This window comes from Lunatibacter salilacus (assembly GCF_009797935.1).
Taxonomy (GTDB): Bacteria; Bacteroidota; Bacteroidia; order Cytophagales; family Cyclobacteriaceae; genus Lunatibacter; species Lunatibacter salilacus.
Map to the genome: position 1 here is coordinate 132,304 of NZ_VOLC01000009.1, position 14,626 is coordinate 146,929.

10 protein-coding genes are annotated in these 14,626 nt (G+C 42.8%); 3 read left to right on the forward strand and 7 right to left on the reverse strand.

Annotated elements, in window-relative coordinates; all coding sequences use genetic code 11:
- Positions 1-83 precede the first annotated feature (83 nt).
- The 3 genes from FQ608_RS13600 to FQ608_RS13610 all read left to right on the forward strand — a co-directional run bounded on the left by FQ608_RS13600 (position 84) and on the right by FQ608_RS13610 (position 2,912).
- Positions 84-1,412 (forward strand): NAD(P)/FAD-dependent oxidoreductase, encoded by a 1,329-nt coding sequence (locus FQ608_RS13600; RefSeq protein WP_158858785.1) that lies wholly within the window; start codon positions 84-86, stop codon positions 1,410-1,412.
- Positions 1,413-1,769: 357 nt separating this feature from the next.
- Positions 1,770-2,210, forward strand: coding sequence for a Spy/CpxP family protein refolding chaperone (locus FQ608_RS13605; RefSeq protein ID WP_158858786.1), 441 nt, complete (start codon positions 1,770-1,772; stop codon positions 2,208-2,210).
- A 90-nt stretch (positions 2,211-2,300) separates the two neighbouring features.
- Positions 2,301-2,912, forward strand: coding sequence for a TIGR04282 family arsenosugar biosynthesis glycosyltransferase (locus tag FQ608_RS13610; RefSeq protein WP_158858787.1), 612 nt, complete (start codon positions 2,301-2,303; stop codon positions 2,910-2,912).
- Between the two features lie 610 nt (positions 2,913-3,522).
- Here the strand turns inward: FQ608_RS13610 and FQ608_RS13615 are convergent.
- The 7 genes from FQ608_RS13615 to FQ608_RS13645 form a co-directional block, all read right to left on the reverse strand.
- On the reverse strand, positions 3,523-6,015 hold the full coding sequence (locus tag FQ608_RS13615) for a cation-translocating P-type ATPase (protein WP_158858788.1): 2,493 nt from the start codon (positions 6,013-6,015) through the stop codon (positions 3,523-3,525).
- A 261-nt stretch (positions 6,016-6,276) separates the two neighbouring features.
- Entirely contained in the window at positions 6,277-7,416 is a 1,140-nt protein-coding gene (locus FQ608_RS13620) for an efflux RND transporter periplasmic adaptor subunit (RefSeq protein WP_158858789.1), read from the reverse strand.
- 3 nt (positions 7,417-7,419) lie between these two features.
- The gene (locus tag FQ608_RS13625; RefSeq protein ID WP_158858790.1) at positions 7,420-8,631 is read right to left on the reverse strand and encodes a TolC family protein; all 1,212 of its coding nucleotides are present in this window, start codon (positions 8,629-8,631) and stop codon (positions 7,420-7,422) included.
- On the reverse strand, positions 8,615-11,752 hold the full coding sequence (locus FQ608_RS13630; protein ID WP_158858791.1) for an efflux RND transporter permease subunit: 3,138 nt from the start codon (positions 11,750-11,752) through the stop codon (positions 8,615-8,617). Before FQ608_RS13630 ends, FQ608_RS13625 begins: the two co-directional genes overlap by 17 nt.
- A gap of 121 nt (positions 11,753-11,873) precedes the next feature.
- Positions 11,874-12,431: a hypothetical protein gene (locus tag FQ608_RS13635; RefSeq protein WP_158858792.1), complete on the reverse strand. Its 558-nt coding sequence runs from the start codon at positions 12,429-12,431 to the stop codon at positions 11,874-11,876.
- 130 nt (positions 12,432-12,561) lie between these two features.
- Positions 12,562-13,947, reverse strand: a complete 1,386-nt coding sequence (locus FQ608_RS13640; protein WP_158858793.1) for a sensor histidine kinase — start codon at positions 13,945-13,947, stop codon at positions 12,562-12,564.
- A complete protein-coding gene (locus FQ608_RS13645) occupies positions 13,944-14,612 on the reverse strand; it encodes a response regulator transcription factor (protein WP_158858794.1) in 669 nt (222 codons plus the stop codon). The genes FQ608_RS13640 and FQ608_RS13645 overlap by 4 nt, the downstream gene beginning before the upstream one ends.
- Between the last annotated feature and the right edge of the window lie 14 nt (positions 14,613-14,626).

The following is a 14,626-nucleotide window of genomic DNA, read 5'->3' on the forward strand; positions in this document are numbered from 1 at the left end:
GCGAAATGTGAAGAAATTAAATAGAAATATGGCTAAAGCCCGGATATTAACGTAAGCTATCTTATTACTCAATACCATACTGTATGGATTTTTACACACAATCTCCCATTCCGAACATTCCCAAACCCCAAGGCAAACGCATAGTAATCATCGGTGCTGGATTTGCGGGACTAAAGTTGGCCAGAAAACTGAGGGATTCCTCCTTTCAGGTAATCCTTCTTGACAAAAACAATTACCATCAGTTTCAGCCACTTTTTTACCAGGTAGCCACTTCGGGACTTGAACCCAGTGCGATTTCGTTCCCATTGCGGAAAGTCTTTCACAAATCGAAAAACATCATTTTCCGGATGGCGGTGGCTGAACGAATCGACGAAGAAGCATCCAGAATTTACACCCATGTTGGATATCTGGATTACGATTTTCTTGTCTTAGCCATGGGAGCGGATACCAACTATTTCGGGTTAGACAATATTGAAAGATATAGCAGTCCAATGAAATCTGTTTCCGAAGCATTGTATATCCGCAACAAAATTATCTCCAACTATGAAACCGCAATAAATATAGCAGAAGAGTCCCGCCGAAAAACCATGATGAACGTGGTAATCGTGGGTGGAGGACCAACCGGCGTAGAGCTTGCGGGAGCCGTAGCTGAACTACGAAATAATGTCTTTCCAAAAGATTATCCCGAGCTAAACTTCAACAACATGAAAGTGGTGCTGATAGAGGCAGGACCGAGCCTACTCTCCAGTATGTCTGACCCAGCCAGGTCCAAGGCGAAAGCTTATTTGCAAAAATTGGGTGTAGAAGTAATGGTGAACACTCAAGTCCTGGACTATGACGGGCAACAGGTTACACTCAAAGACTTTCCACCCATAGCTACCCATACATTACTTTGGGCAGCGGGTATTAAGGCAAATCGAATCCATGGTATGCAGGAAGATCAAATGCTCCCCAATGGACGGTTGCTTGTAAATGAATATAACTTACTGAAGGGATCTGAAAATATCTATGCACTCGGGGATCTATGTATATCTACTTCGGAAGAGTATCCCCGTGGACATCCACAAGTAGCCCAAGTGGCGCTACAACAGGCTGAAAACCTAGCCAACAATCTTTTAGGGTTGGATAAGGCAAAGGCTTGGAAAACCTTTCATTACCGGGACTTGGGATCTATGGCAACTGTAGGAAGAAAACTGGCGGTAGTGGATTTGCCATTTATTCGCTTTCAAGGTGTTCTTGCGTGGATGACGTGGCTCTTTGTTCACCTGATGGCCATATTGGGTGTAAAAAACAAACTTTTTATTTTCATGGACTGGGCCTGGAATTATTTGGCATTTGATCCAAGCCTGCGTCTCCTTATCCGTCCTAGACAACGCAAAGATTTTATAAAAAAAGAGGTGGTAGAAAAATAAGTGAAACACCTCCCTCTGGGAATAAACCAATGATGCATTGTAATCTGGATTGCGATCGTTGGGATAAAGGTTTCACGCCACGGACGCAAAGAAAACGCAAAGGACGCCACTGGAGTTAATTCACAAAAGTCGCTGCGGACGCTGCGCCACCGTTGCGGCCGCAGCGAGAAATGTTTCACGCCGCAGACTCAAAGGACGCCATGGGGGTTAATTCACAAAAGTCGTTAGTTTCTGGTTTTGAAAAACCCAACCGTTTTCTTTTAAGGTTTATTAACATTTTACTTTCATAGCCTGATTAAACTATCCGGATTACGTTTGGTCTAACCTGTAAATAAACCAATTAAAAAAACAGACACCATGAAAAAGCTATTGTTTATCTACACGTTAAGTTTGGGTTTGATCTTTACCGCAAACGCCCAACAAGATAAGAAAACCGAAAGACCGGAAAGAACACCTGAAGCAATTGCGGAAAGGATGGCAGATCGGATGGCTGAAAAACTGGAGCTCAGTGAAGCCCAAAAAAAGTCAATATATGATATCCAACTGGAGCAGGCAAGAGACCGGATGGCAAAAAGGGAAGAGATGAGGAAAGAGATGCAAGCTTCCCGTACCGCCCACCAAGAAAAAATTGCTGGTGTACTGACCCCTGAGCAAAAGGAAAAATGGGAAGAAATGCAAAAGGAGGCCAAAGACCGGCAGGGAACTTTGAGAGACCGCGGTAGAGACCGACCAGAGGGACCTTCAAACCGCCGGGGAGGTGGACAAGGCCGCAGTGGCCGTGGTGGAAGACCAATTTAATCACTAAGGAATGATTTAAGGGAAGGGTAAAACCTTCCCTTTTTTGTTTTAAGGGGTTTGAATAGGAAACTTTTTTACCTTTGGGGATTCATGAAGAAAGCGATAATAGTATTTCAAAAGGCTGCGGTATCCGGTAATGTAAAGACCCGCTTAGCCCAGCGTATCGGAGATGCACAAGCCCTTAAAGTATATAGTTTTTTAGTAGCCTACACCCATCGCCAATTAGAGGACATGGATGCGGATATATTTGTTTTTTTTGCGGGGGAACCTGACTCGGTATATAGTGAAAATTCAAATTATCATATTTGCCGACAATGTGGTGGAGACCTGGGGGCGCGGATGGCTGCTGCTTTTGCGGAAGTATTTGATGCCGGATATGAGCAAGTTTTGATTATTGGTACAGATTGTCACGAACTAAAGTCAAATATCTTGCAGGATGCATTTCAAGGATTAAACGCTACTGACATGGTAATCGGGCCAGCTAAAGACGGCGGCTACTATCTTCTGGGCCTTACCAGTCCGATTCCGGAATTGTTTGAGGGTATTCAATGGAGTACTGCAAGTGTGTTTACCGATACTATGGAGATTGCCTCTTCACTTGTTAATAGTGTGTACCTTTTGCCTATACTAAGTGATGTAGACAGGTATGAAGATTTGGGGGAGTTGAGTGCGTTGCTAGGGCTGAAGGAAATAAATATGTAAGGTGTCCTTTGTGGTTTTTTTTACCACATAGTTCACATAGAGATTTTTGAATATCGCTGCGTATGCCGCACCATCGATGCGCCCGTTGCGTGAAAAAATAGAATCACCGAGGTCACTCGGTTACACAGAAGTTAGAACGCTGATTTGCCGGATTGAACGGATCTCTGCAGATTTTTTTATTGACGTCTACAATTAAATCGACACCCAATGAAATCCGCCTAATCCGTGTCATCGGTGTTCTATTTACTTTCCAAAAAGGTGTCCCGCATATTACGCTAATTTCCGCAGATTATATTTGTTGACCTGTACTTCTGAATGAGAAAAAAAATCCGTTTTATCCGTTGTATCCGTGTCATCCGTGTTCCATTTGACCTGCAAAAGATGTCCCGCAGAACTTGTCCCGAGTTTTCGGGATTGCGCTGATTTCCGCAGATTATTTTTGATGACGCGTACTTCTGAATGGGTAAAAAAATCCGTTTTATCCGCCTAATCCGTGTCATCGGTGTTCTACTTTACTTCAAAGAATAGAACGCTGATTCAGCGGATTGCACAGATTTTCACGGATAATTTCTATTGACTTCTACATTTTTTTCACCACAAAAAATTCAGCTCAATCTTTAAGTAGCCGATTTTTCCTCCTCCAAGCCTTCCATATTTCTATCCAAAACACCCCTAAAAACGACAGGGCCAATGCCATCCCTATTTGCGATATTCTTACCGTTTCAAAATCAAATACAGATTGAATGGAAGGGATTGCCAGGATCATCGCCAGTAAAAGGATCGAAATGCCCAAAATCAGTGGGATTAATTTATTGGGATACTTGATTGTATTCAGTACCGAGTAATAGAAAGACCTGTTCACCAGTGTCAGAAATACATTGCTAAAAACCAGCGTTGAGAAAATAATGGTTCGAACGGTCTCTATGGTTTCACCGGTAACCATAAGGTAATAACCCAACCCCAAGCTAGCGGCGGTAATCGCCAGTCCCTGTACAACGCTCAAAGAAAGTTCGGCCCATGAGAAGAAAGTCTGTGACATTTTTCTTGGTGGATTATTCATGGAATTTGGCTCTATGGGCTCATTTTCAAACACAATAGAACAAGTTGGGCCCATGATCAACTCAAGGAAAATAACATGGATCGGTGTGAAAATCAACGTGTATTCCCAGCCTAAAACCAACGGTAGCAATACGACCAAAATAATAGGTATATGGATGGATATAATGTATTGAATGGCCTTTTTGAGGTTTTCATAGATTCTTCTTCCCAGAGCCACCGCCTCAGTCATGTGACCTAAGTCATCGTCCATCAAGACCAACGCGGCAGCACTCTTGGCGACCTCGGACCCTCTCTTACCCATAGCTATGCCGATATGTGCTGCCTTAAGTGCCGGCCCGTCATTAACACCATCTCCTGTCATGGCCACTACTTCCCCGTTTTGCTTTAGTGCTTCGACGATTTTGAGCTTTGCTTCCGGAAACATGCGTGCAAAAATGTCCGTTTCCTTTACTTTTTCTTGAAGACCCGCATTATCCAGAGTCATCACTTCATCTCCTGTCAATACTTTCCCTGCCGATTTCATTCCAATTTGGCTGGCTATTGCAGTAGCGGTTGGGGCATAATCGCCTGTGATCATTTTCACTTCAATGCCAGCCTTGTAAAACGTTTTCAGTACCTCACCGATATTCTTTTTTGGAGGATCGTAAAAGGCTACCAACCCCAAGAACTCAAAATCAAACTCCTCCTGTGTCTTTGGATAATTCTCAATACTCGCATCTGCCCTACCTACCGCCAAGACCCTATACCCTTTTGACGTGAATCCTTCCATTTGTGCAAGAACTTTTTCAGTGTCTGTCTGAGACAAACTACTTGGCTTCATTACCCCTTCTACACTTCCTTTGACAGCAATGATTTTTTCTCCGTTTCCCAGTTGAAAAATATGTGTCATCATGGGAGGCTTCCCACCTAGTGGATATTCATGAAGCATTTTTGCTGACTTCCTTTCATCGACCGGTGCCAGCTTTTCATAAAAAGCATGGATGGATTTTTCCATCGGGTCGAATGGCAGGATCTCCGAAGCCCAAAGGGCATATTCAATGGTTGCGTTGAAAGAAGCCTCGTCCTTTGTTAAATCTGTGAGACTGTCGGATGAAAAATCATAAATTGCCCTCAGTTCCATCCGGTTTTCTGTCAGGGTGCCCGTCTTATCCGTACAGATGACAGACGCCGTGCCTAAGGTTTCCACGGTATAAGGACTCCGTGTGATCACTTTATTTTTATAAAGCCGATATGCCCCCAAAGCCATAAACGTGCTGAAAGCTACCGGGATTTCTTCCGGTAGGACCGACATGGCTAAGGTCAGGCCAAAAAGCAAGGAATTTAGAATATCATGGGAGTTGAGGTAGTTGATTCCCCAAACGAGCAGAAAAGCAATGGCTCCAAAGATTACCATAGTGCGAACAAAGCTTTTGATTTGGAGCTGTAAGGGGGTTTTGGTCTCTTCGATCTTTCCTAGACTTGTCCCTATTTTACCCAGAGCAGTGTTTTTTCCAATTGCGGTGACTTCGGCTACACAATTACCTGAATCAACCATCGTACCTTGGAAAATCAAGGGAGATTCGGAAAGCTCATCTTTAGACACAGAAAGGGACTCACCAGTCAGAATACTTTCATTAACCGAGAAATCATGCGCCTCAATTATTTTGGCATCTGCGGGAATCATACCTCCGTCTTCAACCAAAATCAGGTCTTCAACGACCACCTCTTCTGTCGGGATTTTGATGATTTCATTGTTCCTGTAAACCTTTGCTTGGGGACTGGAGAGCTTTTTAAGTGCGTTGACGGCATTCCGGCTTTTGTTTTCCTGAAAAATGGATATTCCCGAAACTAGTCCTATTGCCACCAACATAATAATCCCTTCGGTGGTCTCCCCTAGACTGAAATATATTACTGATGCAGCTATCAAAATGATAAATAAAGGCTCTTTGATTACCTCCAGCAAAATACCCCATATAGGACTTTGGGTATTTTCCTCAACTTCATTACGTCCAAAAGACTTTCGGTTGGCATTTACTTCCTGATCACTGAGCCCTTTATAATCCATAATTCTCGATAAACAATTAAAGAATCTAATTTACCTTATTCTTTTGTTAAATTGATAAACGGGATTCCGCTTTTTTAAATAGCGAGGATATTATTTTAGGACATTTAATACATGCTGCAGCTCCCCAATTAATTAAATAATCCCAATATCACACCACTATCGATAGCATCCAGAATATCAATTAATATCCAGCTTACCTGCCGAGAGGTAGGTATTGGTAAATATAGGATTGCACTATGTTTTTGAATGTGTTAGCAAATATTATTTAATCAATTGAAAACCGCCTTTTGAAAGGAATGTAGTTTTAAAATCAAAGTCATTTTCCGATAGGATTTCTACCATCTGATCATCCTGCAATCCTATATCCACTTTAGTCTTTTTGAGGTAGTAGAGATCATTTTCTTTCTTTGTCAAAGCAAGGACATAATTCACCTCGTTGGAATTGATGACAGAGGCCAATGGTAAAGCTGTGTTTTTGCTGCTTTTTACCCCAATTTTTGCTTCGATAAACATGCCGGGTACGAGTAGATTTCCCTCTTTCTCATCATCGAGGTGGACATGAATGTTGAGCATGCGCCTCTCATTGATGGATTGTCCAATTAGAAAAATCTTTCCCTTAAACTCCCTACTTTTGCTATCGGGTAGGTAAAAGGTTACCTGCTGTCCTATTTTCAAGGAAATGGCGTCCTGCTCAAACACATTTAGCTCGATATGCAGGTGATCTTTATTGATAATCGTCAGTGCGATATCGGAAGGTTTTAGGTAAGTTCCCTGGTTGACTTTTATGGATTCAATGTAGCCTGAAATGGGTGCATAGATGTTCGTTCTAGAGGTTATCTTGGTGGGATCCAGATCGTTGGAAGAGATATTGACCAATTCGAGTTTTTTACGGAGGCTCTCTGTGATAGCCATGGTACTTTTATAATCGGATTCTGCTTTCGCAAAACTCTTTTGCGAAGAGATGTTTTCAGCATTGAGTGTTTTTTGGCGTTCATAGTCCGATTTGAGGTAGGACAGCTGGCTCATCGCATCCAAGTAATCCTGCTGCATCTGCACAAATTCCGGATTTTCCAAGGTAAAGAGAACTTGTCCTTTTTCAATCTTTTGACCTACCAGCAGGTCAAACCGGATGATATTTCCCCCAAAATATGAACTCACATCAAAGCGTCCTTCCGCTGGAATATTGACGATACCATTGGTTAGGATAAAATCCGAAAAGGTATGGGCTGAAAGTGAATCCCAAGCCATTTGCGCTTTGTCAAACTGCGTTTGGGTAATGATGATTTCATTTGGATCCCTCTCATGAGGTATTTCGATGGATTGGTCTTTACTCGTCCCACATGCATAATACATTGGAGATGAAAGTGCCAAAAGAAGCGCTATATAGAGATAATTTCTCATAATTTAAGGATTGATCAGGTAGTTGATTTCCAACACGGTCATGTTATACCCTTGAAGATTGACAAGGTAATCGACCTCAATATTTCTGGAATTCTCAAGCAGAAGCACATACTGAAAGAAGTCGATTTCACCACCTTTGAATGCTTGATTGCCTTGGGTGATCAGCTGCTTGCTGAGTTGCTGACCTTCCTCAGTATAGAATGATATCGCTTCCTGGAATTTTTGCAATTCTATTTCCAGTTGCTCTTTTCTATTGGCAAGTTGAAAGCCATAGTTTTCGGCTGCTAAGCTGGTTTGGACGAGTTCATATTTCGAGGAAGTTATTTTGGCTTTTTGTGCCCCAAACCAAAGAGGGATAGACACACCAACTTGGATACCTGGATAAATTCTTGCATTGGGACCGGTATTTGTTCCCCGGAAAAACTCTCCATGCAGGTCCGGCAAAAGCCTTTGCTTTTCTAGAGATAGAATATCCGCTCTCCAATTTATCGATTGCTGAAAATACTGTATGCCGGGATGCGTTTCTTTCTCCCAGTCCTTTGTTGGCAAAGGGTTAAGAACTTGGTCTGGAACCTCAAATTCCCTGCCTGATTGGATCAATTGTTCCAACTTTACGTATGTCTGATTTTTGCTTTCTATCGTTTGTGCCAGCCGTACAGCAAGCTCCCGCATTTTGCTACGGGCAGTTAATTTTTCAAGGTAGTTGGTTTCACCAACATCATACCTTCTATCCGCTGCGACAGAAAACTGCTGGTAAAGACTATCTAAAAACCGATAATTTTCCTCGAGCTTCTGAAGATACAATATGGTGTAAAAGGCCTGTGATACTTCTTTAATAATCTGATTTTGCGTCAGGTAAAACTGTTGCTGTTCTACCATAGTGATATCTTCATATACTTGGCGTTGTTTCCCATAGACAGACGGAAACTGCAGGCTTTGGCTTATACCGAAGACCTTGTTTGAAAAGCCGTTTTCAGCAATGTCATTTTTGTCATGTCTATAAAAGACTTGGGTCTTATCCAAATTGAACGCCATTGGAATCATAGCTCTTGTGGCTTCTAATTTTTGATAAGCTGATTGAAGGCCCAGGTTATTTTGTAGGGCTGAGTCAATGGCAGCGGCAAGATCCAGCGTTGCTTTTTGAGAAAAAGTCTTGAAAGGAAAGGCCAAAAACAACCAAAGGAGAAAATAAATAGTCTTACTCGTGAGCTTCATGGCTTTTTTTTGTTGAATGAAACATCGTGTATAATACCGGGAGCACAATCATTGTCAGCAAGGTAGCAGAAATTAAGCCTCCCACAACTACCGTTGCCAATGGCCGCTGCACTTCCGCACCCGCAGAAGTTGAAATAGCCATCGGCAAAAAACCCATTGCCGCTGCCGCTGCCGTAAGTAAAACAGGGCGGAGTCTTTCTTTGGTTCCTCTTAAAATTAAGGATTTAAGGTCTCCAACATGCTCCTTTTGCAATTCCTTGAAATGCTCGATAAGTACGATTCCATTGAGAACGGCAATCCCGAACAGGGCGATAAAACCCACTCCAGCTGATATACTGAATGGCATGCCACGGACGTATAGCAGCAGGATTCCCCCTACAGCGGAAAATGGAATGGCGGTATAGATCATCAGGGCTTCCTTAATCGAGGAAAGGGCAAAGAACAAGAGCAAGAATATCAGGGCCAATGCTATAGGAACTGCAACAATCAACCTGGCTTTAGCCATATTAAGGTTTTCGAACTGACCCCCATAATCGACATAATAACCTTCGGGAAGTTCGACGTTGGATTGAATAATGGCCTGGATATCATTTACAACTGACTGTAAATCTCTATTTCTTACATTGACGCCGATGACCACCCTTCTTCTGGTACCATCACGGGATATTTTAGCAGGGCCTTTGTCAAGATAGATTTCAGCAAACTCACTTAATGGCAGGGAACTGCCATTGGGAAGATTGACGGATGCCTGTCTGATATTGTCGAGGTCTCTTCTAAATTCAATTGGAAACCTAGTGACCAGATCAAATTGCTTTTCCCCCTCAAAAACCGTTCCTGCTGTCTTTCCTGCAAAGCCCATGGTAATGATATCATTCAGGGTGCTTATGTTGATGCCATATTTGGCAATCTTCTCCCGATCATACTTGATTTTCATTTGGGGCAATCCCGCTGTTTTTTCGACAATTATATCGGCAGCTCCCTCCACCCCACGGATGGCGGCTTCAATTTCTTGGGCTTTCTCGGTAAGCAGAGTAAGGTCTTCCCCAAATAATTTTATGGCCAAATCAGCCCGGACACCTGTAATCAACTCATTGAATCTCATTTCAATAGGTTGGGTAAACTCAAACTCCAATCCGGCTATGACCGACAGGGATTCTTTGAACGCATCTGCCAATTCATCTTTGGTGGACGCAGTGGTCCATTCCTTATGGGGTCTTAAGGTCACAATGATGTCACTTTCTTCCATAGACATGGGATCGGTTGGGATTTCTGCGGCACCGATACGGCTGACTACCTGGTCCACCTCAGGAAACCCGAGAAGAATTTTCTCAATTTCCGTTGTAATTTCGATGGTATTGCTGAGTGTGGTACCTGTTTTTAGCACAGGTTGGATAACAAAATCTCCTTCATCCAACGTCGGAATAAATTCTGCCCCCATTTTGGAAAATATTCCAAAAGAGACAATTAATATAACCACGGCAATGCTTAGAACGGTCTTTTTTCTTTCCAGTGCCCAGGAGATTGATGGCTGATAAAGGCTGTTGATCCAATCAATAAGCCTATTACTGATTGTTCTCTTTTTTGGGTCAGTGGCTTTGAGAAAGAGTGATGAAACCACAGGTACATAAGTTAATCCCAAAAGCATTGTACCTAAAAGGGCAAAACTGAATACTTTGGCCATGGGGCCAAACATTTTGCCTTCAACACCCGAAAGAGAAAGGATAGGAATGAACACAATTATTATGATAATCTGACCAAAAACAGCCGAATGCATCATTTTGGAAGCGCTTTCTATGGCAATTTTGTCTTTTTGGATTTTCATTTCAGATTTAGAAAGTCCTAAGAGCATGGCATATTTTGCGGTCAGCTGAAAAGCAATGAATTCCACGATGATGACCGCACCATCGATTATGATACCGAAGTCAATCGCTCCAAGACTCATTAGATTGGCATCCACCCCCAATAGATACATCATGGACAGTGCAAAGAATAAGCTCAGCGGAATGACAGATGATACTACCAATCCAGACCTAAAATTTCCCAAGAGCAAAACCACCACAAACACGACGATCAAACAGCCCAGAATCAGGTTCTCCGCTATAGTGAAAGTGGTCTTGCCGATCAGTTCACTTCTGTCCAAAAAACCGTTGACCACGATCCCTTCTGGAAGTGTTGGGGAGATTTGTTCGAGTTTTGCTTTCACGCGGTCTATGGTCGCTTTTGAATCCGCATCTTTGAGCATCATTACCTGACCGAGCACTTTTTCACCTTGCCCGTTTGCCGTGATTGCCCCAAACCGATTGGCGTGTCCAAATCCTACTTTCGCCAGATCTCTTACATAGATGGGCATACCATCGCGGATATCCACCACAATCAGCCCGATCTCCTCCAGGGTTTTGACCTGACCTTCGGCCCGGATAAAAAAGGATTCATTGGTCTTTTCAATATATCCTCCACCTGCGATGGCGTTGTTTGCTTCAAGTGCCTGGAAAACCCGGAGAAGGTCCACGTTCATGGATTTAAGCCGCTCGGGACTGACCGCAACCTCATATTGCTTCAAAAATCCTCCCCAGGTATTCACCTCTACAACGCCGGCAATCCCTGACAATTGTCTCTTGACTACCCAATCCTGAATCGTCCTTAGGTCTGTCAAGCTATACCTGTCTTCATAGCCGGGTTTGACATCAATGATGTATTGGAATATCTCTCCGAGTCCTGTGGATATCGGGCCCATAAAGGGCTGACCAAATCCCGAAGGAATATTTTCCTCCGCTGTTTTGATTTTCTCCGCTATCAACTGACGGGGAAGATAGGTCCCCATTTTATCCTCAAAAACTATCGTGACCACCGATAACCCGAATTTGGAAACCGAGCGGATTTCTTTTACTCCGGGCAGGTTGACCATTTCCAGTTCAATTGGGTAAGTCAGGTATTTTTCTACATCTTCGGTTGATAGGTTTCGCGAGGTGGTGATGACCTGCACCTGATTGTTGGTTACATCGGGAACGGCTCCGATGGGGATTTGTGTCAACGAATAGGTTCCAAACCCAATTAGACCAAAAATAAAAAGGAAGACTATAATTTTATTTCCAACGCTCCAACGAATGATTTTGTCCAGCATATTTTTTTAGGTTTACTGTTTTTTTCCTAGGTTTCCGGATAGAACGCTAGGTGAAATTTTATCTGGATCAGATCATCTGTTTTTATAAGCATAAAACTTGGCCTTTATACTTTATAAGCTTCTAGAGAAACTGGAATGATTCCTTCAACGACAATTCCTTTTTTGACATCCGCAACGTTTGCCTCAAATGGACAGAGGCCAAGATTTTATGGGCCTTAATGGAGTTGAGTCCTATTACTTCTCTGGAAATCAAAGGAGGTGGGGGAAAAAGAGACAAGGCAGCTCCTGTGAAATATCCGACATTAACGGCACCTGCAAGTCCTTCATGCAGGTCTTTTAGTTGGCCTTCACCGCTGTAAAGACACTGTCCGACAACACCTTGTGCAATCATGCCCGCTAAAGTTGCATCTCCCAATATTTGATGTGTTACAAGCGCGGTGCGTCGGATTTTGAGTTCCTTGATTCGGTTACTTTCAGTAAGAGGAAAGATGCCCGTAGTCCTCAGCAAGCCTTTTTCGCCCCAGAATATGCGTTGGGTTAGCATGAATTTATCCGGAAGCAGAGAAGTCGGTTCTTCAACCTCATCTTCTAGGGTGAGCAAAAGGCTGTCACCGTCTTGTGCAAAGGCTTGGTGAACCAACGCAAAGAATATCGAGTAAATCAGCAATAATTTTTTCATGGCTATAAAGAGAAAATCCTAAGGTAATTTTCATCAATGGTCGTATTATACATAATCAAGTTTTTATCTTGATGACCCAAATGTAGTTCTCGAAGTCTTTTAGCTTCCTTAGCGATTCCTTAAGGTTTGCTTAAATTTCGGGATGGGAGGGAAAAATAAGTGTTATTGTAGTCCCATTTCCAAGTTGACTGGCGACTAAAATGGCTATCCCAAGTTGGTTACAGAGCTTTTTGACAATGGACAGCCCCAAGCCTGATCCCGGAATTTTCCGGTTTTCTCCGGAGCTTTCCCTAAAAAACGGGTTAAAAATCTTGGTCAATGATTCCTCGTTTATTCCTGTCCCATGGTCCCGAACTTCTACGATAGTGTGAGCCTCTTCTTGAAAAAGGACCACATCTATCTCAGTTGAGGGCTTGGAATATTTTAAGGCATTTTGGATAAGATTGGTTAAGATAATAAAAAGTGATTTTTCATTGGACCTCACGTATATGCCGTTTGAGGATGGGATTGAATAATTTATTTTTCTTTCTCCATTAATCTTAGTAGCGGCTACAACTTCTTCAACAATGTTGCCTAGATCGATCTCATGAATATCCCAAACGTCTAATTCTGCCCTTGCCAAGTCCAAAAGTTGATCGATAATTTCATTTAGCTTATCAATTTCTATCAGACCGGATTGTATTTTCGATATATATTCCTCAGGAGTTCTTGGCTTTCGAATTAACACCTCAAAGCTTCCCCTCAGTACGGCAAGTGGTGTTCTCAGTTCATGTGAAGCATCGGAAGTAAACTGTTGCTCCCTCTTCATGGCTTGCTCCAATCTTTCCAACAGGCCATTGATGGCTACCGTCAGCTGTTTTATTTCATCATTGTTCTCAGAGAGGGGAATCCGCTGATCTAGGTTTTTTTGGGAAATCAAATTGGTCAATTTCGTGGTTTTTACTACCGGCTTAATGCTTTCGCCTGCCAAATACCGCATAGTCAAAAAGAGTGATACCAAGATTATGGGATAGAGTAAAAACAAGATAGACTTCAGGTTTGATAATAATTTTCTAGACTGCTCAAAGGAAGTCGCCACCAACAGATATCCTTCTACCTTGGAATCATGGGTTAAGGCTATCTGCATTTGCCGCACTTCCTGATCTTTGAGCATTTGATTGAACCCTACGTCAGTGGAAGAATGTCCTTCTCTGAAGCTTAACCGTAGAAATCCGAGATTTGGAGATTTGTCCAGCTGATTGCCGGCGGTATCCACGATTTCTATGAAAATTGGATGAAACTGGATTTCCTGATGTTCCGCTTCCTCCCACTCGTCTTTATGCAAAAACCGAAGCTCCCCTTCCACCAGAGATATTTGGTCTTTGTGTATTTTGGTTTCTAGGGCCAAATCCCGATCCACGGAATCGAGCAATGTCCAATTGGCCACCATATAAATGAAGATGAATGCCATCAACACAATCAAGGAGGTCGCAAGGGTTAGATATAGCGAAAGGCGGATTTTATAAGGTAAGTTCATAGTTCCCTGGCCATATAACCAACTCCCCTTATCGTCTGAATGGAATTGTCTTCTTTTGTCAATCCCAATTTTTTACGTATAGAATTGATAAACACGTCAATTACTCCGGTATCGTAATCAAAATGCATGTCCCAAACGCTTTCTATGATGCGTGTACGCCGGCACACCTTTCCTTTATTGCGGATTAAATATTCCAACAACGCAAATTCCTTCAAGGTTAGCAATACCTCCTGCCCGTTATTTTCCACCCGATGGGTATCGGTGAACAACTTGATGGGACCTAATGTAAAAACGACTTGCTCCCCAGTTTTGGCACGTAATTGCACCCCAATTCGAGCTAATAACTCTTCAAACTGGAAGGGTTTCCGGATAAAATCGTTTGCTCCGGTCTGCAATGCAAAAACAGCTTCCTGTGTGGTATCTTTGGCGGTGAGAAAAATTACCGGCGTATCTGGATATTCCTTTCTGAAATTCCGCGTAACCTCCACCCCACTGATACCGGGAAGCATCCAGTCTACCAAAATCAGGTCATAAACTCCTTCAAGGGCCATATCCAACCCTTTGTTTCCCTCCTCAGCCACGTCGACGCTATATCCCTCTTCTTCCAGCCCTTGCTTTAGAAAGCCCCAGATCCCAGGTTCGTCTTCAATTACTAAGATTCTCATAAGTATGTATTGGT

Excerpts from the sequence above, each read along its gene's own strand:
- FQ608_RS13600 (WP_158858785.1), top strand. The coding sequence starts at position 84 with ATGGATTTTTACACACAATCTCCCATTCCGAACATTCCCAAACCCCAA.
- FQ608_RS13605 (WP_158858786.1), top strand. The coding sequence starts at position 1,770 with ATGAAAAAGCTATTGTTTATCTACACGTTAAGTTTGGGTTTGATCTTT.
- FQ608_RS13610 (WP_158858787.1), top strand. The coding sequence starts at position 2,301 with ATGAAGAAAGCGATAATAGTATTTCAAAAGGCTGCGGTATCCGGTAAT.
- FQ608_RS13615 (WP_158858788.1), bottom strand. The coding sequence starts at position 6,015 with ATGGATTATAAAGGGCTCAGTGATCAGGAAGTAAATGCCAACCGAAAG.
- FQ608_RS13620 (WP_158858789.1), bottom strand. The coding sequence starts at position 7,416 with ATGAGAAATTATCTCTATATAGCGCTTCTTTTGGCACTTTCATCTCCA.
- FQ608_RS13625 (WP_158858790.1), bottom strand. The coding sequence starts at position 8,631 with ATGAAGCTCACGAGTAAGACTATTTATTTTCTCCTTTGGTTGTTTTTG.
- FQ608_RS13630 (WP_158858791.1), bottom strand. The coding sequence starts at position 11,752 with ATGCTGGACAAAATCATTCGTTGGAGCGTTGGAAATAAAATTATAGTC.
- FQ608_RS13635 (WP_158858792.1), bottom strand. The coding sequence starts at position 12,431 with ATGAAAAAATTATTGCTGATTTACTCGATATTCTTTGCGTTGGTTCAC.
- FQ608_RS13640 (WP_158858793.1), bottom strand. The coding sequence starts at position 13,947 with ATGAACTTACCTTATAAAATCCGCCTTTCGCTATATCTAACCCTTGCG.
- FQ608_RS13645 (WP_158858794.1), bottom strand. The coding sequence starts at position 14,612 with ATGAGAATCTTAGTAATTGAAGACGAACCTGGGATCTGGGGCTTTCTA.